The organism is Candidatus Enterococcus willemsii (assembly GCF_009933335.1).
In the GTDB taxonomy this organism is placed as follows: domain Bacteria; phylum Bacillota; class Bacilli; order Lactobacillales; family Enterococcaceae; genus Enterococcus_F; species Enterococcus_F willemsii.
The window spans coordinates 98,156-118,547 of sequence record NZ_MAEL01000010.1; the positions used below are offsets into that span (position 1 = coordinate 98,156).

The 20,392-nt window shown below is 36.4% G+C and carries 21 protein-coding genes; 13 read left to right on the forward strand and 8 right to left on the reverse strand.

What is annotated here, in order from left to right:
- Positions 1-24: 24 nt before the first annotated feature.
- From BAU17_RS01660 to BAU17_RS01680, 5 genes are all read right to left on the reverse strand, one after another.
- Positions 25-2,097, reverse strand: a complete 2,073-nt coding sequence (locus tag BAU17_RS01660; RefSeq protein ID WP_161901076.1) for a glycosyltransferase — start codon at positions 2,095-2,097, stop codon at positions 25-27.
- Positions 2,098-2,306: 209 nt separating this feature from the next.
- Positions 2,307-3,476 (reverse strand): M20 family metallopeptidase, encoded by a 1,170-nt coding sequence (locus BAU17_RS01665; protein WP_161901077.1) that lies wholly within the window; start codon positions 3,474-3,476, stop codon positions 2,307-2,309.
- Between the two features lie 12 nt (positions 3,477-3,488).
- Positions 3,489-4,349: a transporter substrate-binding domain-containing protein gene (locus BAU17_RS01670; RefSeq protein ID WP_161901078.1), complete on the reverse strand. Its 861-nt coding sequence runs from the start codon at positions 4,347-4,349 to the stop codon at positions 3,489-3,491.
- A 31-nt stretch (positions 4,350-4,380) separates the two neighbouring features.
- Entirely contained in the window at positions 4,381-5,115 is a 735-nt protein-coding gene (locus BAU17_RS01675) for an amino acid ABC transporter ATP-binding protein (protein WP_161901079.1), read from the reverse strand.
- Positions 5,108-5,818 carry an amino acid ABC transporter permease gene (locus BAU17_RS01680; protein WP_161901080.1) on the reverse strand — a complete coding sequence of 237 codons (711 nt, stop codon included), beginning with the start codon at positions 5,816-5,818 and terminating at the stop codon, positions 5,108-5,110. Before BAU17_RS01680 ends, BAU17_RS01675 begins: the two co-directional genes overlap by 8 nt.
- A gap of 261 nt (positions 5,819-6,079) precedes the next feature.
- On the opposite strand from BAU17_RS01680, the gene BAU17_RS01685 reads away from it, so the two are divergent.
- Positions 6,080-6,928 (forward strand): aldo/keto reductase, encoded by an 849-nt coding sequence (locus BAU17_RS01685; protein WP_161901081.1) that lies wholly within the window; start codon positions 6,080-6,082, stop codon positions 6,926-6,928.
- Positions 6,929-7,075: 147 nt separating this feature from the next.
- Positions 7,076-7,855 (forward strand): TraX family protein, encoded by a 780-nt coding sequence (locus BAU17_RS01690; RefSeq protein WP_161901082.1) that lies wholly within the window; start codon positions 7,076-7,078, stop codon positions 7,853-7,855.
- A gap of 49 nt (positions 7,856-7,904) precedes the next feature.
- On the opposite strand, the gene BAU17_RS01695 is transcribed toward BAU17_RS01690, so the two are convergent.
- Positions 7,905-8,540, reverse strand: coding sequence for a hypothetical protein (locus BAU17_RS01695; RefSeq protein WP_237579067.1), 636 nt, complete (start codon positions 8,538-8,540; stop codon positions 7,905-7,907).
- Positions 8,541-8,786: 246 nt separating this feature from the next.
- Here BAU17_RS01695 and BAU17_RS01700 point away from each other — a divergent pair, with 246 nt between their 5' ends.
- The 10 genes from BAU17_RS01700 (at position 8,787) to BAU17_RS01745 (ending at position 18,779) form a co-directional block, all read left to right on the forward strand.
- A complete protein-coding gene (locus BAU17_RS01700; protein ID WP_161901083.1) occupies positions 8,787-9,431 on the forward strand; it encodes a YdeI/OmpD-associated family protein in 645 nt (214 codons plus the stop codon).
- Positions 9,432-9,458: 27 nt separating this feature from the next.
- Positions 9,459-10,340 carry an alpha/beta hydrolase gene (locus tag BAU17_RS01705; RefSeq protein WP_161901084.1) on the forward strand — a complete coding sequence of 294 codons (882 nt, stop codon included), beginning with the start codon at positions 9,459-9,461 and terminating at the stop codon, positions 10,338-10,340.
- A 117-nt stretch (positions 10,341-10,457) separates the two neighbouring features.
- Positions 10,458-11,291 carry a Cof-type HAD-IIB family hydrolase gene (locus BAU17_RS01710; protein WP_161901099.1) on the forward strand — a complete coding sequence of 278 codons (834 nt, stop codon included), beginning with the start codon at positions 10,458-10,460 and terminating at the stop codon, positions 11,289-11,291.
- Between the two features lie 16 nt (positions 11,292-11,307).
- The gene (locus tag BAU17_RS01715) at positions 11,308-12,483 is read left to right on the forward strand and encodes a MalY/PatB family protein (protein WP_161901085.1); all 1,176 of its coding nucleotides are present in this window, start codon (positions 11,308-11,310) and stop codon (positions 12,481-12,483) included.
- Positions 12,484-12,611: 128 nt separating this feature from the next.
- Positions 12,612-13,496, forward strand: coding sequence for a YitT family protein (locus BAU17_RS01720; protein WP_161901086.1), 885 nt, complete (start codon positions 12,612-12,614; stop codon positions 13,494-13,496).
- 71 nt (positions 13,497-13,567) lie between these two features.
- Entirely contained in the window at positions 13,568-14,317 is a 750-nt protein-coding gene (locus tag BAU17_RS01725; protein ID WP_161901087.1) for an ABC transporter ATP-binding protein, read from the forward strand.
- Positions 14,298-15,875: an ABC transporter permease gene (locus BAU17_RS01730; RefSeq protein WP_161901088.1), complete on the forward strand. Its 1,578-nt coding sequence runs from the start codon at positions 14,298-14,300 to the stop codon at positions 15,873-15,875. Before BAU17_RS01725 ends, BAU17_RS01730 begins: the two co-directional genes overlap by 20 nt.
- Positions 15,876-16,007: 132 nt before the next feature.
- Entirely contained in the window at positions 16,008-16,832 is an 825-nt protein-coding gene (locus BAU17_RS01735; RefSeq protein ID WP_161901089.1) for a D-alanyl-D-alanine carboxypeptidase family protein, read from the forward strand.
- Positions 16,833-16,975: 143 nt separating this feature from the next.
- A complete protein-coding gene (locus tag BAU17_RS01740; RefSeq protein WP_161901090.1) occupies positions 16,976-17,668 on the forward strand; it encodes a response regulator transcription factor in 693 nt (230 codons plus the stop codon).
- Positions 17,661-18,779 carry a sensor histidine kinase gene (locus BAU17_RS01745; protein ID WP_161901091.1) on the forward strand — a complete coding sequence of 373 codons (1,119 nt, stop codon included), beginning with the start codon at positions 17,661-17,663 and terminating at the stop codon, positions 18,777-18,779. The genes BAU17_RS01740 and BAU17_RS01745 overlap by 8 nt, the downstream gene beginning before the upstream one ends.
- Positions 18,780-18,975: 196 nt before the next feature.
- On the opposite strand, the gene BAU17_RS01750 is transcribed toward BAU17_RS01745, so the two are convergent.
- Positions 18,976-19,443: a universal stress protein gene (locus BAU17_RS01750; protein WP_161901092.1), complete on the reverse strand. Its 468-nt coding sequence runs from the start codon at positions 19,441-19,443 to the stop codon at positions 18,976-18,978.
- 71 nt (positions 19,444-19,514) lie between these two features.
- Positions 19,515-19,787 (reverse strand): hypothetical protein, encoded by a 273-nt coding sequence (locus BAU17_RS01755; protein WP_161901093.1) that lies wholly within the window; start codon positions 19,785-19,787, stop codon positions 19,515-19,517.
- 163 nt (positions 19,788-19,950) lie between these two features.
- Between BAU17_RS01755 and BAU17_RS01760 the strand changes: the two genes are divergently transcribed.
- Positions 19,951-20,376: a phosphate-starvation-inducible PsiE family protein gene (locus BAU17_RS01760; protein ID WP_161901094.1), complete on the forward strand. Its 426-nt coding sequence runs from the start codon at positions 19,951-19,953 to the stop codon at positions 20,374-20,376.
- Positions 20,377-20,392: the final 16 nt, after the last annotated feature.

Here is a 20,392-nt window from a genome sequence, read left to right on the forward strand (position 1 = left end):
TTTGATTTCATACGCTTTTAATTGTTATTTTTCCACGATTGTTTCAGGGAGTGGTGCAACTAATCCCATGGCAAAAACTAATTCTTCAGCTGTGTGCTTGGTTTTTTCTTGGTAGGCACGAACTAATAGTAATTGTTTATAAGAGATTTGTTGGTTTTGATAATGCTCAGAAGCAATATCAATCACTGGTTCAGAGACATCACCTGAATAAAGTTTATTTAGTCCTTCTTCAACAGTTTGTTTTAGTGAGTAAACAGTCGCAATTTGAATGCCGTATCTTTGTTCTAATTCATCTGCCGCATAACGTGGAGTTTTGTCTGTAAAAGCGAAGACAAATGCGCCATCCGCTTGTAAAATTGGTAAACAAATGAAAGAGCGTAATAACTCTTCATCGAAAAGTTCAGCAAATTCAGGTTTTAAGTAAGTGGATAAATTTGTTTCTGGGAAATACTGTAGATGCTGTACGTTGGCTAAGGCTTCTAATAAGTTGGCTTCAGACAACAAGTCTTGCGACAATAAGTATTCACCAAGTGTCACTTTTTGTTCAGCAGCGGAATCCAAAGCTTTGAGTAAAACTTTTGGTTCAATAAAGCCTTTTACTAGCAACACATCACCTAAGCGTCGATGGTATCTTTTTAAAATATCTTTTTCTAAGAAATGATGCTCTGTTTTATCCCAAGCAAATTTTTTGGTATTAGTTTGTTTGTCAGCTTTGCGTTTTTGTTTCTTTTCTTTTTTAGCAGGTGTTTGATTACCGAAAAAGCGTTGATGATAGGCCTTCATTGTAGCAACCATATTAATGATATTTCCCCAAACAAAACGAATCGGTAAAATTGGTGGCACAAGACAGGCAAAAAACACACTGCGTAGCCCATAGACTTGTTTAACAGCAACTGCACGGAATAGTTGACGTTCTAACATCATGATGGTTACGACTACGGCGAGATACCAAGACAAGGAGTATTTAGGATACACGGGTGGTAAATCCCAAAATAGGCTAGCGAAAAAATAAATTAAAACTGGGTAACCAACAAGGACTAATAAATTCCCAATTTTGGCTTTGAAATCACGGTAGAGAGAATAACGTCCTGCAAAAGTCATTTCTTTGGTTTGAAAAATTTCTCTAAATTTAAACGACTGCATCGTAATGCCTAAAATCCAACGTGTCTTTTGTTTGACAGCTGTTTTAAAGGTGTATGGAAAACGACTACGAGTGGCAATATGTTCATCAACCAACTCATTATTATAATTGATACGCGGTACTTGAATGAGTGGGTAGTACATTTGAATTCCTTTTTGATAAAGGGTTAAAGATAAACGATAATCTTCTGTTAAACTATCTTTGGGTAAGACATCTTCGTCACCAAAACTATCAATCACTTCTCGTGACAGTGCAAAACCAGTACCTGCAGAAGGAACAAATGCTCCGCTACTATAACGACTGACCATTGTAGAAAAGTGATTTTCTGCAAATTCATCGGCATACGTATTGGTGGTTAAGTTTTTAAAGAAATTGCGGAAACGTGGCATTTCCATTAAAGGAAAGACTGGAAATTGGATTGCTGGATACGTATCTAATAAGTAATTGGTCATCTTTAATTCATAGGGATGAACAACATCTTCTGAATCATGAATTGTGAGTGATTTGAAATGCCAATCTTTTTCTTTTTCCAACTGCTTAATTTGAGTGATTACGTAATTGATATTTTGTGCTTTGGAGGTTGGTCCGGGTAACTCATTGATAATCATATGCACATTTTCATAAGTTTCTTCTAAACGTCGAGCAACAGCAATGGTGGCCTCGTCGTTTGGATAAACCCCTAAGAAAACGTGATACATAGAATCAGGATAATGGACCGATTCAATTAAGTTATCAATAACATCACCTAATACACTTTCTTCATGCCAAGCAGCAATGGCAACAGCCAGTAATTTTGGTGGGGTATCATCGAGCTTTTTCAAGTCAGCTAATTGTCGTTTGTATGTTCGACGTCTGAATAAAGTAACAATATCCCAAAGAAAATCATCAAAACCTGTGAGAATGTATAACATGACCAACAACAAACCAATAATGTACAAAACTTGTTCATCTATCATCTCATTAATAATCCTTTCTTGAATAAAATATAGCAGTAGTCTACCCTCGTGAAGGGATGGTTTCAATTTTTAGGTTCATTTATTAGAAAACTCTTATATATAAATGAAGTTATAATTGGCAAAAAAAATGTTGAAAGGAGAGCTGGCTAGCTAGTCGGCAGCTTCTTTCAACATTTTTAGGTAGTTATCTGTGGAACTTAGGTTTCAGCTTACAATGAAGCAATTGTTTCATCAAATTCGGCTTTTACTTCAGCCAAAAGTGCGGGATTTTCCAACAATTCTAAAATCGTCAATGACAATCCTTGGGCGGCTTTGATTAAACCATTTTTCCCATCTGGCGAGATAGTTGCTGCAGCCATTTCTTTCGTATGACCAGCAACTTCTTTACCACAAATTTTGATATTGCCTTGAATTGTTGGGCAACGGTAGCTAACAGCACCAACATCTGTGGAGCCTGTGGCAACTTCATCCACCGGAGCGATATCTTCTAAGCCTAGCTCGGTATATTTTTCAGTCAGAATATCAGCTAGCTTGTAGTTAATGACCGTATCTTCATATGGACATTCATATGTCGAAGTTTGATAAGTGACGCCATTGGCTTTACAAATACCATCGACTGCTTGAATCGCTTTTTCTGTAAGTTCTTTGGCGTAGCCGATTGTGGGTGCGCGGAAATAATATTCCATTGAAGCATAGCCAGGAATGACGTTGGCTGCTTCACCGCCATCTTTAATGACACCATGAATATAAGTATGTGGTGCAGCAAATTGACGCAATAAGTTGATTTGTAAATAACTCATGACAGCTGCATCTAACGCAGAAGCGCCTGAAGCAGGATCACAAGCATGCGCATTTTTGCCAAAGAATTCAAATTTAATTGGGTTTAAGGCGTTGGAGCGTCCACCAACTCCTGTTTGGCTACCTGGGTGGACCATTAATGCTACATCGACATCATCAAACACGCCAGCTTCAGACATGCTTACTTTGCCACCAAAATTTTCTTCAGCAGGTGTACCAACGACCAATAATTTTCCACCATATTGATCAATAATACCTTTGACTGCTTCGCCGGTTGCCACACCAATACCCGCAATTAAATTATGGCCACAACCATGACCGACTTCTGGCAGCGCATCGTATTCACACATTACCGCAATTGTTGGACCCTCTTTACCCGTATCGTATTCTCCTAAGAAACCAGTAGGCACGACATAACCAGAAGTGGTTTTAAAACCGACACTATCAAGGTAGTTTACTAACAATTTCATTGTTTCAAATTCTTCGTTCCCAATTTCAGGGTTATCATACATAATTTGGACGAGTTCCATATAAGCATCAATCTTGTTTTCAATCGATTGTAATAATTGTTTTTTAGTCATTGTTTCAATCTCCTATTCTTCTAAAGCATTTTTGGCTTGTTCTTTGGCTTCTTCTTTCCATTTATCAAGATTGCCGTTGTCTTTGTTTTCTTTGATGACGTTATTTACGAGATCGATAAATGATTTCGTGTCATCACCTTTGGGAAAGCCGATAACATTCGTTCCGTATTTATTTTCCGTATCTAAATTAAATTCTTCTTTTGGTAAAATCACTAAATCTGGGAAAGTCGTTAGCAATGGTTCAACAGAAGAAGTTGAAACAGTAACTGCTTGAATATCCCCTGAGTTTAACGCAAGTACTGCGGCGTCCATCGTTCCAAATTGTTTAATATTTTTGGCATCAGTCAGTAAACCGGCCGTTTCAAACTGAATCGAGCCACCTTGTGCGCCAATCACTAAATTGGCTGCCTTTAACTCATCTAAGGTTTTGTACTGATCAGCAATCTTTTTGGAAACAAGTACACCTTGGAAACCATCATCCACTTCTTGCTGATAACCATCTGAGAAATCCATGATTTCTTTCCGTTGATCGGTACCTACAAAACCAGAAATCCCGAAGTCTACACTATTAGTTTGGATGTTTGCTAATACGCCATTAAAATCGGTTGCTTTAAACTCTAAATCAACACCGATTTCATCGGCGACTGCTTGAGCAAGAGCGACATCACTACCGACAATTTCTTTTTCGCCAGTTTCATTTAAAATATAAAATTCATAAGGAGGAAAGTCTGGAGAAGTTCCGACCACTAATTTCCCGCTGTCTTTAATTTGTTGTAACTTATCCGCTTCTGCTTTGTCAGAAGAACCACAAGCAGCAAAAACGAAGGCTGCTGTACTTAATATAATTGGGAATAACCATTTTTTTGTTTTCATATGAGACACTTCCTCGTTTAATGTTTAGTTTTTAAAATGTAATTTGATCTAAAAAGGTCTTCGTTCGTTGTTCTTTTGGATGGTCAAACAGTTCAGTCGGTGTGCCTTCTTCAATGATTGTTCCTTGGTCAATGAAGAGAACCCGAGATGCGACTTGTTTGGCGAAATTCATTTCATGTGTCACGATAATTGTTGTCAGATTACTTTTTGCTAAGTCTTGAATCACTAGTAATACTTCTTTGACCATTTCAGGATCAAGTGCGGAAGTCGGTTCATCAAATAGCATTACTTCAGGTTCCATTGCTAAGGCTCGTGCAATAGCGACCCGTTGTTTTTGTCCACCAGATAATTTATTTGGATAGACATCTCGTTTATCCAATAGGCCGACTTTTTTCAATAATTCTTCGGCCTTGTTTGAGGCATCTGCCTTAGAGAGTTGTTTTAATTTCATTGGTGCTAAAATAATGTTTTCTAAAACAGTCATATTTGGAAATAAGTTGAAGTGTTGGAAAACCATACCGATATTCTCACGGATGTGATTGATTTCTGTATCTTTTAGATTAGGATCAGTCAATAAAATATCTTTAAAATAAATGTCACCACTGGTAGGGACTTCCATTAAATTCAAACAACGTAGAAAAGTCGATTTTCCTGATCCAGAGGGACCAATGATTGCAACCGTTTCTCCTTGTTGAATATCAGTAGAGATACCATTTAATACAGGAAGATCACCAAAGCTTTTTGTTAAATCAATTGTCTTAATCATAAACATTTAACCTCTTTTCTAGTTGTTTCACTAAGGAAGTAAGTGCAAAAGTTAGGATAAAATAAATAATTGCTACGATGATTAACGGTTCAAAGATTGAATAAGTCGCTGCTTTGACAATATTGCTTGTATACATGACATCGAAAATTCCGACAACCGATACAATAGAAGACTCTTTAATCATCATAATAAATTCATTTCCCAATCCTGGTAGAACGACACGAATAGCTTGCGGAATGATGACAGCTTTCATGGTTTGTCCTCGACTTAAGCCAAGTGAGCGGCCAGCTTCCATTTGTCCTTTGTCGATGGCTTCTAATCCACCGCGTAGTAGTTCGCAAATATAAGCCCCTGAATTAATCGATAGCGCAACAACAGCTGTCAAAAATTCTCTTGAACCATATGTAGAACCAAGAAATGGCAATGATGGTAATGAGACACCGATAATTGGCATAGCATAAAGCCAAATGAAGAGTTGAACCAATAATGGCGTGCCTCGAATAATTTGTGTATAAATTGCGGCAATAATTTTGAATATTTTTACATGAGATTGTTTCATTAATGTAGCGATTAATCCGATGAATGACCCAATAATAACGGTTGTTAATGATAAGACAATTGTTACAATCGTCCCGTCAATGAATGTAGGTATCCATTTGATTGTTTTACCAAAATCGATTACGACCCCTAACATAAGATCCATATGTTTCACTCTTTTCTCTTTTTATTTATGAATATTTTTTAGTTATATGAGTTATAAAATGTATATTAATACATTTTATAAAAAGTTGCAAGCTTTTTTGAATGTTTATACGAAAAAATAGCTGATTTTTTCATGAAAAAGCAAAAATATGTATATTTATTGCAAGTGAAACAATTTGTCTGCTAAAAGCAAAAAGTGTTATCATAGAAGAAAGGGCTATCTTTTTTAGGGTAGCTACAATCATTAATAGGAGGAATCAGGATGAGTTTAAGTGATACGTATACGTTAGCAAATGGTGTCGAAATTCCAGTTGTCGGATTTGGTACATGGCAAACGCCAGATGGAGAGGTAGCTGAACGTTCTGTTTTAGCTGCATTAAAAGCTGGTTATCGTCATATTGATACAGCAGCTGCTTATAAAAATGAAGCATCTGTTGGTCGAGGCATTGCCAAAAGTGGAATTCCACGAGAAGAAATTTTTGTCACTACGAAATTATGGAATGATGCTCATTCCTATGAAGCAGCGAAAAAAGCGATTGATGATTCATTAGGAAAATTAGATGTGGGCTATTTGGACTTATATCTCATTCATTGGCCAAATCCCGCTGCTATTCGTGAGAATTGGAAAGAAGGAAATGCGGAAGCTTGGCGTGCCATGGAAGAAGCAGTAGAAGCAGGGAAAATCCGTGCCATTGGTGTTTCGAACTTTATGCCTCACCATTTAGATGCATTGTTAGAAACAGCCAAGATTCAACCGGTTGTAAATCAAATTTATTTAAACCCAAGTGATGCACAAGAAGAAGTGGTGGCATATAATAAAGCCCACAATATTTTAAGTGAAGCATACAGTCCTTTAGGCACAGGTGATATTTTTACGATTCCAGAACTAAAAACAATTGCTGAAAAATATCAGAAGACTGTTGCTCAAATAGTCTTACGTTGGAGCTTACAACATGGCTTCTTGCCATTGCCAAAATCAGTGAACGAAGACCGCATTATTGAAAATGCACAATTGTTTGATTTTGAATTAAGTGATGAAGACATGCAAGCCATTGATCAGTTAAAAGGGACAGCTGGGCAAGCCTCAAATCCAGATGAAAAAGCCTTCTAATAATTGGGAACTATCCAAGCGTAGATGTTTGGATAGTTTTTTTATTATATCGAGCTAACAAAATTCATCGCCCATCTATCAATAATGAAAGGTCATTAGTATCTTTTTCGTGCTACACTTTGTTTATTCAATAGATGGAGGGACATAATGGAAAAGAAATTTAGTTTAACTGGGTATCAAATAAAATTAATTGGCATTATTTTAATGGTAGGAGATCACGTGTATGAGATGTTTAATTACGTAAATCCACCGACTATTTTAAATATGTTTGGTCGAATTGTATTACCAATCTTCTTATTTATGAGTGCGGAAGGATTTTATTATACGCGCAATCGTTTGAAATATATGTCACGCTTGTTGATTGGTTTTTGGGGAATGAATTTAGGAAATTTGGTTATTCCTAAAATCTTTCCGATGAATGAAGTAACAATCATTAATAATGTGTTTGGTACGTTGTTTTTAGCGACGTTGGTCATGTATAGTATCGAAGCTTGTAAACAAAAACAATGGGTAAAAGGTATTGCATTGGTCTTATTGCCGTTACTAATTGCCATCCCATTCTTAGTCACGATGTCTTCAGATACCGTTAGTATGGCATCTGTGTATCTCTTACAAGTTTTTCCTTCTTATTTAACCGTTGAAGGTGGATTCTTAAGTGTGTTGCTTGGGGTTCTGTTTTATTTGTTGAGAGAAAAGCGAGCATTACAGTTTTTAGCATTACTTGTTGTGTCAGTAGTGACAACTGGTTTTGATTTTAGTCACTTGTTGTCAAATTATCAATGGATGATGGTCTTTGCCGTCGTACCATTAGCTTTGTATAACGGACAAAAAGGGCGTGGCGATAAATATTTCTTCTATACCTTCTATCCAGCGCATATTTATGGTTTGTATATACTCTCTTACTTTTATTTAAATTATTGGATGTAGAAAAAAGCACTTAAGAAGACGTGTTACGCGTCTTTTTAAGTGCTTTTTTTTATTTGACAACTGTCCATTCGTCAATGGATTTGCCGTCTTTATCTTTTAATACGAGCCAACTGTTGGTTCCTGCATAATACAAGAAGTGACCGACTTCATTGACACTTTTTAAAACAACGTCTTCTGTTGTCACAAAGTTCTCAATTTTGTCTGCATGTTCTTCACGTAATTGTTTCGTGAAGCGGGCAGCTAAGCCAAGGGAACCATCTTTGTTTAAGGGGACGTCTTTTCGTAGCTTGGCGCCTTTTTTGATGCGCATTTCATTGCGTTTTTGCCAAATAACTGTGGCTTGACTATCAAAGTCATCTACGTAAAATTCAATGGTACTAACTGCTTTCTTCCATCGATGCTGTGCTTTAGCGGGAGCGGCTTTTTTTGGTTTCTCAGATGCTTTGATGGAGAAGCCGAATTTATCAAGAATAGTTAGAATAACTTCTTGATAAGCAGACGTACTATTGTAATAATTTGCAGGGATAGGTTCATGTTGATGTTTGGTCAGTTTCAGTCCAGCTTCATCGGCGGTTTGCATGAAGCGTTGCGCAAGAAAGTTTTGTTCGATATCCCAAGGAGGAGTAATTTGTACGAATGTATCAAAAGACGTTCGCGTTGTTAATTTTTCCTCGGCGACGCCCACTTCTTTTAACGCGTGTTCTTTAAATAGTAGATAGACGCTTTTTTCAGGATTGAATAAAGATTTATCGTTACTGTAAAAAAATTGTTAGTTGGCCTTGTTCCTCATTTAAAGTAATGGCTACTTTTTCTTTGGACAATGAAAGAGATGCTTGAATCGTCATAGTGGTTGCTCCTCGCTAAATTAGTCTGTTTTGTATTATTATAGCAGTAGGAAAAAGTTGTGGAAAGAAAAAAAGGAGTAGGTAAAATGAGTGAAGTATTAGCGAAGAAACTGCGTCTGTCTCTTGAAGAGCCGATTGTGGTTATTCACCAACCAGATACAAATTATTTTTCTGATTTTCAAGTGATAGAAGGGTTTCCCAAAGAACCAGTTTCCACGGTTATTTTATTTGTTAAAACGTTAGAAGAAATGAAAGAATCTGTTGAGCGTCTCATAGCTACTGAAGCTGTTGCAATGAATGGACGTGTATTGATTTGCTATCCTAAAAAAGGCAACAAAGTGTTAGATACTTATGTGCATCGTGACGATATTTTTCCAGCATTGCAAGTGACAAGCGAGGGTTTTATTAAAGGAACAGATTTTAAATTTAATCAAATGGTCAAGTTAGATGATACGTATACCATTGTAGGAATGAAACGCACCGCGAAAAAGAAAGCTAAAACTAACGAAACGAAAATTGATTACAATGATTACCGTCCACAATTGGAAGAAGCACTTGCCAATGAACCTGAGGCGCTGTCATTTTTCCAACAATTAGCACCCGGTTATCAGAAAAAATGGTTAACTTACGTGTATAGTGCCAAACGTGCTGCTACCCAAGAAAAACGCTTGGCAGAAACTACAGATTTGCTAAAGAAAAAGATAAAGGCCAAAGAATTGATGCCAAAATAAAAATATATTTTACGAGGAGAAGAGGACATGCAAAAAAAGATTACCATTGAACGGAAAAAACCAGTCTTGAACTTAATCCCGGAAATTGTCTATGGACATCGAGTGGAAGGCAGTAATGCGGTCTACCGTCCATTAAGTTTAAGCTTGATGCGTCCGCGAACATCTTTTCCATATGATGAAAAGTACACGGATTTTCCTGTGATTATTTGGTTATGTGGAGGAAGTTTCTCGGCAATGGATCGCAATGTCTGGACCCCAGAACTGGCATGGTTTGCAAAAAAAGGATTTGCTGTTGCGAGTATAGATTATAGTGTGACGGCGCAGACAAAATTTCCCAATCAGATTGAAGATGTGAAATTAGCCATTCGCTATTTGAAAGCGCATAGTGAAGAATTTGGCTTGGACCCACAACGGTTTGTTGTGATGGGAGAATCGGCAGGTGGTTATTTAGCCGCTTTAGTTGGTGCTACAGCTAACACACGCGAGTACGACAAAGGCGATTACTTGAAATATTCAAGTCGAGTTAAAGCAGTTGTTCCTTGGTATCCATTAGTATCTGTGCCAGCTTTTTTAGCTGAAGTTCCACGTTTTTCTTTGCGAAAATTCCGTTTACGAGAAGCGATTCATGAATTGACGCAAGTCAATGTCCCATTGGACGCATTAAATTACCCGGATGTGACCAAATTTATTACTGGGCAAACGCCACCGTTTCTAATTTTGCATGGTGATGCTGACACGATTGTACCAGTTAGTCAAAGCCAATTATTGTATGATGCGTTGCAAGCAGCAGGTGTACACTCTGAGTTTTATATTTTTGAAGGTGCTGAACATGCTGATGCCCCTTTTACCCAAGATGAGACCAAAGAATTAATTCTGGCATTTTTACATCAAGTATTAGCTACAAAATAAGAGTTTTAAAAATTCCGTCCTGTAAATATCAGGATGGAATTTTTGTTTTTTTCCTCTAGTTGCATTTACTGATTTACTCGTTTATCATAAAAATAAAGAAGGGAAAAGGTGAAATATATGACAATTAAAGGTATTGTGTTAGATATTGATGGTACATTACTATCAAATGAAAAGGTTATCACTGAAAAAACAAAACAAGCGTTGATTCAAGCGCAAGAAAATGGGATTCGTGTCATCTTGGCTTCTGGACGTCCGACAACTGGGATGTACCACTTAGCCAAGGAATTAAAAATGACAGAATATGAAGGGTTGCTCGTTTCCTTTAATGGGGCTTGTGTTGTTGATTGCAAAACAGACGATATCTTATTTAATCAAACATTAGCAATCGAGGATGCACAAGAAGTACTAGCACACTTGAAGCAATTTGATGTGCGACCAATGATTAATAAAGATGAGTACATGTATGTAACAGATGTATACAATAATTATGTTCAATTACCAGAAGGACCATTCAATATCTTTGAATATGAATCACGTGGTGGGAATTTTAAACTGTGCGAAGTAGACGATTTGGCAACTTTTGCCGATTTTCCATTAAATAAAATCTTAGTTGTTGGTGAAATAGACTACTTGCAAGAGAATCATCAGGCGCTGAGTGCCCCATTTAAAGAGCGTTTAAGTGCAATGTTTACAGCACCTTTCTATTTTGAATTTACCGATAAAGGTATTGATAAAGCCAAAGCACTTGATACGGTGTTACCAACTTTTGATATAAAAGCCGAAGAATTGATTGCCTTTGGTGACGGACATAATGATGCGTCGTTGTTAAGTTATGCGGGCATCGCCGTCGCAATGGAAAATGCTGTAGAAGATTTAAAAACTATTGCTGATCACATTACGCTTTCAAATAATGAAGATGGGATTGCCGTTGCTTTAGAAAAATATTTATAAGAAACGAGGGATTGGATTGAATAAAGAAAAATTTATTGAAACCTATGCGGTTGAACGAAAACAGACAGATTCGACAAAGTGGGATGCCTTAGAAGAACGTTTTGGTGATGGGGAACTCTTACCGATTTGGGTTGCAGATATGGAATTTGCTGTGCCAAAAACCGTCTCTCAAGCATTAGCAGAGCGCATTCAACATGGCGTATTTGGTTATTCTATGGTCACAACAGATTACTTTAAAGCGTATCAAGGGTGGCAACAGCGTCATGCCAAAACAAACTTGCAAGAAGAATGGCTGTCGTTTTCAACAGGGGTTGTCCAATCGCTATACGATTTGATTGATTGTTTCACTGAAGTGGGCGATGGTGTCATCATTCAACCACCGGTCTACTATCCATTTTTCAATGCTATTCAAGACAAGCATCGAACATTAATTACATCGGATTTAAAATTAGAAGCTGGTCGTTACGTGATGGATTTAGCAGATTTCGAAGCAAAAATCATTGCACACCAACCAAAATTGTATATTCTTTGTTCACCACATAATCCTGTGGGACGTGTTTGGTCGGAGGAAGAATTGGCTGCGGTTATGGCCATTTGTGAAAAACATCAAGTCTTAGTCTTAGCTGACGAAATTCATTCAGATATTGTCTTCCAACCTTTCTGTTCAGCAGTGATGGTTGAAAATGGTCGTTTCTTAGACCGCTTGATTTTAGTGAACTCTTCGTCAAAAACATTCAATCTAGCGAGTTTGTTAAACTCGCATGTCTGGATTCCTGATGAAACATTACGGACTCAATACCAAAATTGGGCAAAAGAATACAAGCAAACGGAAAATAGTTTGATTGGGCAGTTAGCCGCCAAAGTTGCTTATGAAACAGGAGATGAGTGGTTGGAAGGCTTACTGGCAACAATTAATAGCAACTACCAATATGCCAAAGAAACATTTGCTGAGAAGCTACCAAACATTCAGGTTACACCTCTAGAAGGCACCTACTTAATGTGGGTTGACCTCCGTGCGTATGTCGCAGAAGATAAAGTGAAAGAAGTTGTACAAGATACGGCAAAATTAGCGATTGATTTTGGAGAATGGTTCTCACCAGATGCCAAAGGTTTTATCCGAATCAATTTAGCAACTACGCCAGCTAATATTGAGCAGGCAGTGACCCAATTAATTGCTGCTATTCAAAAATAAAGAAGAATCCTGTCTAGTTTACTAGATGGGATTTTTTGCGGTTTTTAGAGTTTCAGCTAGCGAAGGATGAAAACTCGTGATAAGATACCAAATGGTACGTAAAATCTTTTAGTAAGTGGGGGAACAATGTGAAAAAAATCGTAACAAGTCAACAAGTGCAAGATGCTTTTTTTGTTAGTTTAGGAGCGCTTGTTTTAGCAATCTCAATTAACTGCATTCTCTTGCCAAATCAAATCGTCGCAGGTGGTGCAAACGGGATTAGTGTTGTAATCAATCATTTATTTGGTTGGAATCCGGCAATTATTTTATACGCTATTAATATTCCATTACTTATTTTATGTTTCTTATTATTAGGAAAAGAAGTCGGTTTAAAAACGATCTTCGGTAGTTTAATTTACCCATTTTTTGTAGGAATCACATCTCATTTGCCAGTATTAACACACGATCTCTTTTTAGCAGCCTTATTTGGCGGGATTGTAACGGGGATTGGTTTAGGGTTAGTCTTTCGTGGAAATGCTTCAACTGGTGGAACAGCTATTATTTCACAAATCGTGCATAAATATCTTCATGTGTCTTTAGGAGTCGCTATTTTATTTGTAGACGGTCTAGTTATCTTGTCTGCTTTAATTGCTTTTGATACGGATGTGGTACTTTTTTCAATTATTAGTTTATTTTTAATTGGACGTGTCGTAGATATGGTTCAAGTTGGTTTGGATCGCTCGAAGAATGTCATGATTATTTCACCAAAATATGCAGAAATCAAAGAAGTGTTGACTACTACTTTGGATAAAGGTGTGACAATCATTCCGATTGAAGGTGGATACAGTCAAACATCAAGTAAATTATTGATGACCGTGATGAGTGAGAAAGATTTTCCACAAGTCAAAGAAGCTATTTTAACGATTGATGAAACAGCCTTCTTTATTACGCTAAATGCAAGTGAAGTCCATGGACGTGGTTTTAGCCTGAAAAAAGTTGTCGATGATTACGGTGTAGAAATGAATCAATTATAAGCAAAAAGACGATAATCTGTTGGTTATCGTCTTTTTTCATTTATGTTACAATAAAATAAAGGAGGGGTTTGATGATTGAATTTACTGGAGTTAGTAAACATTACGGGACAAAAAAAGCATTAAATAATTTAAATTTAACGATTCGACAAGGAGAAATTTTTGGGTTTTTAGGACACAATGGGGCTGGGAAATCGACAACGATTAAAAGTTTGGTAAGTATTATTCAACCAACAAGTGGCACGATTACTGTTGATGGTTGGGATTTGGCCACGCATCGTTCCGAGATTAAAAAACGAATTGGTTACGTACCAGATACGCCTGATTTATTTTTACAATTAACAGCTGGAGAATATTGGGATTTAGTTGCTGCGGCTTACGAAGTGGAGCCGCAATTGAAAGAAGCACGGATACAATCCTTGGGAAAACTATTTGATATGTTGACTCATCAAGAAGAAACAATCGCAAGTTTTTCTCATGGGATGCGCCAAAAAACAATTTTAATCGCTGCCTTACTTTCAGATCCTGATATTTGGATTTTAGATGAACCGTTACAAGGCTTGGATCCACAAGCTGCCTTTGATTTAAAAGAGATGATGCGGGCACATGCAGCAAAAGGGAAAACTGTCATCTTTTCAACACATGTTTTGGATACTGCTCAGCAATTATGTGATCAACTAGCAATTTTAAAACAAGGAGAATTGTTGTATAACGGTTCTGTTGCAGATCTATTAGCTACTGCACCTTCGCAATCATTAGAAGCGATTTATTTACAGATGGCTGGCAGACAAGAGGAGGTTGCTAATGAACAACAAACTGAGTGAGTTAGTCAAAGTAAATTTCCGTTATGCCAATCCGCAAATGACGGACAAAGCCCGTAAATCAGGAAAAACGGGGAAAAAATTAACACGTTCACTCGTCAATCAATACCTATTATCGGGGATTGTTTTCATTGCACTATACGGAGTGATGTTGTTAAGCGTAAATTTTAAACAAATGCCGGGTTTTTTTACCTATTATGTTGCGCTATTTGGCATTATTGCTTTTTCTCAGGGAATTTCAGTGATTTACAATATCTTTTTTGAAAGTCAAGATTTGCCGGGGTATTTACCATTGCCATTTCGGCAATCAGAAATATTTCTAGCAAAAATTATTGTTGTCACAATCACAATTGTTCCATTTACGCTACCAGTATTTGTGGTTTTTCTACTTGCAGGTATGCAAGCAGGTGTTTTCATCCCACTTGCTATTCTTCTCGCATTCGTGTTGTTTGGTTTATTCTTAGCAATCATTTTTAGTATTTGTAGTATCATTGTTTTTGGTTTAACACGAACAACATTTTTTAAAAAGCATAAAAAGCTTGTAACGACATTATTATTAGTTTTCTCAATGGGCATTGCGATTGTAGGCATCTTATTAATGAATACACAGTCGACTTCAGAAATTGTTTTAACTGATCGGGCGACAATTCGGCTATTGATGCCGTTTTTCTATGTGGTCACAGCACCATTGGCAACGGTTGGTTTGTCCAGTTTACTAGGACTAATTGTTGTAACCATTGGATTATTAGTCATTCTGCGTAAGCGACTTTTACCTAAACTTTATGAACAACTATTAGATGCTTCCCCTGGAGTGTCTTCAGAAAAAAGAAAATATAAAGCCAATCAATCGCTACGACAGTTGCTGTTTGGTTATAATTTTCAGCTGATTCGTGACCCAAACTTAATTATGCAGGTCTTTTCAAATTCGGTCTTATTTCCAGTGATTTTTATTGTTGCATTTGGAATTTCTGGACAATTTGAGTTATCTTGGCTACCGTATCGTGTTTTAGGCGTGGTCTTCTTTGCAGGTATCGCTTTTTCAGCGATGACCATTAATCCAATGTCTTTTGTGGGGAATATCATTTCATTAGACAAAGAAAACTTTCTCTATATGCGTACTTTACCGATTTCTATGCGTCACTATTTAAAAACAAAGTTTTGGTTTGCTTGTGGCGTGCAGATGATTATTTCAGCGGTTATTGCTTTAGCAGGTGGCTTGTTCTTCCATTTACGATTTGCTCATATGTTGGCTCTTTTGGCAGGAATACTTGTAGGAACCTATTTGTTTTCACAACGCTATTTTGTGAGAGATTATCGTTTGCTAGAGTTACGTTGGACGAACGTTAGTCAACTCTTCACAAGAGGCGCAGGGACTTGGGGCTTGGCGCTATTGATGACGCTGACAGTCTTTTGTAGTGTCTTGTTAGTTGTGGTTTATGGTTTTCTGGCAATTATGTTTTCTGTATGGGTAATTGATGTCCCAGTCTTTTTGGTATTACTTATCATCAGTGTAGTCTGGTATGAATATTACCAACGGAAATTCTGGGCACGGTTTGATTAAAAAATGTTCTTGGGTACTTTGCCCAAGAATATTTTTTCATGTAAAGACCTTAAGAAAAAATAAGATTTCGTATATAAATAATTTATAACTGATATGAAATTTCTTGTTATATTGCCTTTAGAGGTGATTAAGATGAAAAAAATTATCGGACTACTTATTGTAAGTTTTATTTGTTTTATAACATGGATTGGGTTGAGTAGTGCAAAGAATTCATCCCAATCAGAAGTCGTTGTATTTACAAGTAATAAAAAATCAGAGAAACAGGAAAAAACGAAGGTCTACAGCTCCAACTATCTATTAATGGATTTAAGCGATAATCAAGTACTTTTAGAAAAAAATCGACATCAAAAAGTGCCGATCGCATCTTTAACAAAAATCATGACAGCTTATATTTTATTGGAAGAAGAACAAGATTTAACAAAGAAAATCTTAGTAGACGGCGCAATAATTGATCAATTAACATCTGAAGGTGCGTCAATGGCTAGCTTTATGCGAGAAGATGAAGTATCGATAAGAGATATTGCTTATGCGATTTTGCTGCCTTCAGGTGGAGAAGCAGCAGAATTAGCTGCGAAACATGTGGCTGGCAGTGAGAAAAATTTTGTACACTTAATGAATGAATATGCCCATAAAATGGGATTGCAAGAAACAAATTTCAAAAATACGACCGGTTTAGATGTAAAGGGGCATTATTCTTCCGTTAGCGATATCAGTCAATTATTGAAGCAAGCGCTGAAAAATGAGCACTTCTATCAAATTTTTACGACATTGGAATATACGACAGAACCAACGTTGTATGAACCTAATGGTTATTTTTTGAAAAGTACCTTATTACGAGACGGCAATCAGTTGGCATTGAATAATGGAAAAATAGTAGGTGGTAAAACGGGGTATACGCAAAAAGCTGGTTTATGTTTAGCCAGTGTAGCAGAAAAAATGGCACCACCTATCTATTAGTGACAGTAGGTGCAAAAGGAGATAGTTTTTCAGAACAATATAATGTAATGGATGCAGTGAATATTTATAATCTTTTATAGGAAAGTAGTCGCTTTTTGTTACCTAACAAGATATAATCTTTCATGAAAAGGAGTGGATTCCTTATGATAAAGAGCATCTTGCTCGTGGAAGACGAAGTAGAAATTGCGAATTTAATTTCCCTATATTTACGAAATGAGGGCTACGAGATAACTACCTGTGTTTCAGGTAAGGAAGCCAAAAGTAAAATTGAAACAGAAACATTTGATGCTGCAATTCTAGATATTATGCTACCAGAAATTGATGGTTTGAAATTGCTTGAATTAATTCGGATGAACCATCATTATCCTGTTTTGATGTTAACAGCGAAAGATGATGAAGTGGATAAGATAACAGGACTCTCCATTGGAGCCGATGATTATATAACCAAACCGTTCAAACCTTTAGAAGTAGTTGCACGGGTAAAAGCGCAGTTAAGACGATATAATTTGTACAATCAATCTGCTACGCCTACACATTTACTAACGTTACGAGGACTAGAGATGGATCTTAATAAGCGAACAGTTTCGTTGAACGAACGGGACCTTCATTTGACACCAAAAGAGTTTCGTATTTTACAAATATTAATGGAAAATCAAGGTGTTGCCATTGATTCAGAAGAAATATTTAAAACTGTTTGGGAAGAAAAATATTATACAGCAGCTAACAATACATTGATGGTTCATATCCGCCATTTACGTGAAAAAATGGAGGATACAGGAATTGGGCAATCGAAGTATATCAAAACAGTTTGGGGAGTAGGGTATAAAATTGAATAAACGAATCATAAAAAATATCCTCTTTATGACAGTTATTTTATTTTTAATTGCGCTCTTTTTTTATGTAATTGCGACGCAAACAATTATTGGTGAAAGCTTTGGTGTTGTTGTCAGCAAGCTGTTTACTAGACAAGAAGTCGTCCATATTTCAGATAACGATGAATATTTTTATGGTTCAGTTATCAATTGGTATGTATTTAAGCGATTCTTGATTTTCCTAGGTTGTATTTTAATTGTGATTATTGGGCTGGTTGCTTATCTGATGAGCCAAATAATGTTGAAAAAAGAACGAAAAAGAATCGCTGCGTTGATTGAACACTCCTTAGAATCAAATAATGAAGAACTTTTTTCGAAAGAATATGCAGAAATTGGTATTGAACTAGACAAAATAAAAGTAGCCAACGAAAAAGCACAGCAACGTTTAGCCCAAGAGACGAGCCGTACGAAGGATTTTATTACTTTTTTGGCACATGATTTAAGAACGCCCTTGGCTTCGATTATTGGTTATATTATTCTACTGATTGATACGCCAGAGATTGATCGAACAACTCGTGCAAAATACTTAAACATCGCGTTAGAAAAAGCCTATCGTTTAGAGCAGTTAGTAGAAGAATTTTTCTATATTACGCGTTTTGAATTTCAAGAAATTGTGTTAGACAAAACGACATTTAAGTTATCTTTGTTGTTGGAACAACTGGGGGAAGAATTTTACCCGATTTTTCATGCTAAAAACCAACAGCTTCGTATTGATGTTTCTGAGAAGTTAGACATTAAAGGCGACCCTGAAAAGTTAGTCCGCGTATTTAATAATATTCTAAAAAATGCATCTGCATATGGTTACGCGGATAGTGAAATAACAGTTGTTGGAGAAATGAAAGAGAAACAGCTACAATTAATTTTTACTAATTACGGTCCTACGATTCCAGAAGAAAAATTAGCCAAAATCTTTGATAAATTCTATCGCTTAGACACGGCACGTTCTTCGGTAACTGGAGGATCTGGTTTAGGTCTATCAATTGCCAAAGAAATTGTAGAAGCACATGGTGGGACTATTTCTGTTACTAGTGAAGAAGGGAAAACAGAATTTATTATTTTGTTACCGCAAGAGTAAAAGAATATAACCGAAAATTCAGAAAATTTAGATAAAACTATTTACATTTTTTCTCAGACATGGTTAAATATAGAAACAGTGAAATTTTTCACTGTTTCTAAGTGGTGTTAGAGATGCATTGTCATCTTTCACAATAACCCCTGGGAATAAAACTCCCGAAAAAAGTGAGTGCCTCGTTAAGAAGCACTCACTTTTTTTATTCTTCTTCTGGTAACTGATTTTCTAAATCTGTTCGTACAATTAAGACATCGCATGATGCATGACGGATGACATATTCAGAGACAGAACCGATGAATAAACGTTCAACGGCATTTAAACCTGTTGCCCCCAACATGATTAAATCAACTTTCTTATCTTCTGGAATTTGTTTGGCAATTAATACTTTAGGAGATCCGTATTCAATTGTCGTTTCAACAGAGACCACACCTTGTTCTTTTGCGGTTTTTGAATATTCTTCTAACGATTGTTTTGCCATGTCAGTTGCTTGTTCGGCTAAGACCGTATCAAAAGAACTTACCGTTTGAAAGGCGCGCGTATCAATAACGTGTACCAATAATAGTGATGCTTGATTTCGATGAGCGACACTTACAGCTTTCTTGAAAGCTAATTCAGATTCTTTAGAGCCGTCGATAGCGACCATAATTCGTTGGTATTGTTGTAACATAATGCCACATCCTTCCTTTTAACTTACTTCTATTGTAAGCTATTTTGGAAGAAAAAGAAAAGCGAATCCATTTATTTTGTCATTTTTTTTGCAAATTGGATACTAAATAAAGCAGAAACAAGTAGCATGATGGCAATAAAAAACAAGGTAATCAACTTTTGATTGACACTGATTAAACTCACGCTGATAATCCCTAATAGTATGAACACTATACCGTATCGATGTAAAAAACGGTGATTATCATCTGTCTCTGGAATAAGGGAATAAAATAACGTTTTTTTAAGCAAAACAATTCCCAGAAAAATTAAAACAACTGCCATAAATAGCAAGAAAAAAATAATCATTTGTACACCTCAATCTTCAATAAGTGAGTTTCATGTCAGCTATAGTATAGAAGATACACAGAAAATCTGCAATTTTTTTTCAAGTTCAAGTTTTCATTTCAGCTTTTTTTCCTTTTTTTGCATATAATAGACCTAACTTGTGAACAAGAAAGGGGGACATCGTATGAAAAAATTTGACCGTTTTGAACGAATTGTAAGTAGTGTGGTTGATATTATGCTTGCTTTTTTAGTAGTGGTTATTTTGATTGTTATGGCAGAAGAAATTTATCGAATTATTCGAATGATTATTCCGTTAAACTCTAGTCAAGAGTTATATCATGTTATTGAAGAAGTCGCAACGTTATTTATTTTATTAGAAATTATTTTAATGCTCATTCGTTACGTGAAAGAAGGACACCATATTCCGGTACGCTATTTAGTTTTGATTAGTGTGACAGCAATCTCAAGGGAGATATTGCTTGCACATGGTGGAGGAAAAGAAACACTTTTTCTTTCTGTATCAATATTTGTGTTAGTCTTTGTCTTATTCGTACTTGAAAAAATCAAAGCATTTCACACATCACGACACTCAGATCAGGATCATCTTTAAACGAACATGAATATAT

Coding starts and splice junctions, on each gene's coding strand:
- BAU17_RS01660 (WP_161901076.1), bottom strand. CDS start 2,097: ATGATAGATGAACAAGTTTTGTACATTATTGGTTTGTTGTTGGTCATG.
- BAU17_RS01665 (WP_161901077.1), bottom strand. CDS start 3,476: ATGACTAAAAAACAATTATTACAATCGATTGAAAACAAGATTGATGCT.
- BAU17_RS01670 (WP_161901078.1), bottom strand. CDS start 4,349: ATGAAAACAAAAAAATGGTTATTCCCAATTATATTAAGTACAGCAGCC.
- BAU17_RS01675 (WP_161901079.1), bottom strand. CDS start 5,115: ATGATTAAGACAATTGATTTAACAAAAAGCTTTGGTGATCTTCCTGTA.
- BAU17_RS01680 (WP_161901080.1), bottom strand. CDS start 5,818: ATGGATCTTATGTTAGGGGTCGTAATCGATTTTGGTAAAACAATCAAA.
- BAU17_RS01685 (WP_161901081.1), top strand. CDS start 6,080: ATGAGTTTAAGTGATACGTATACGTTAGCAAATGGTGTCGAAATTCCA.
- BAU17_RS01690 (WP_161901082.1), top strand. CDS start 7,076: ATGGAAAAGAAATTTAGTTTAACTGGGTATCAAATAAAATTAATTGGC.
- BAU17_RS01700 (WP_161901083.1), top strand. CDS start 8,787: ATGAGTGAAGTATTAGCGAAGAAACTGCGTCTGTCTCTTGAAGAGCCG.
- BAU17_RS01705 (WP_161901084.1), top strand. CDS start 9,459: ATGCAAAAAAAGATTACCATTGAACGGAAAAAACCAGTCTTGAACTTA.
- BAU17_RS01710 (WP_161901099.1), top strand. CDS start 10,458: ATGACAATTAAAGGTATTGTGTTAGATATTGATGGTACATTACTATCA.
- BAU17_RS01725 (WP_161901087.1), top strand. CDS start 13,568: ATGATTGAATTTACTGGAGTTAGTAAACATTACGGGACAAAAAAAGCA.
- BAU17_RS01730 (WP_161901088.1), top strand. CDS start 14,298: ATGAACAACAAACTGAGTGAGTTAGTCAAAGTAAATTTCCGTTATGCC.
- BAU17_RS01735 (WP_161901089.1), top strand. CDS start 16,008: ATGAAAAAAATTATCGGACTACTTATTGTAAGTTTTATTTGTTTTATA.
- BAU17_RS01740 (WP_161901090.1), top strand. CDS start 16,976: ATGATAAAGAGCATCTTGCTCGTGGAAGACGAAGTAGAAATTGCGAAT.
- BAU17_RS01750 (WP_161901092.1), bottom strand. CDS start 19,443: ATGTTACAACAATACCAACGAATTATGGTCGCTATCGACGGCTCTAAA.
- BAU17_RS01755 (WP_161901093.1), bottom strand. CDS start 19,787: ATGATTATTTTTTTCTTGCTATTTATGGCAGTTGTTTTAATTTTTCTG.
- BAU17_RS01760 (WP_161901094.1), top strand. CDS start 19,951: ATGAAAAAATTTGACCGTTTTGAACGAATTGTAAGTAGTGTGGTTGAT.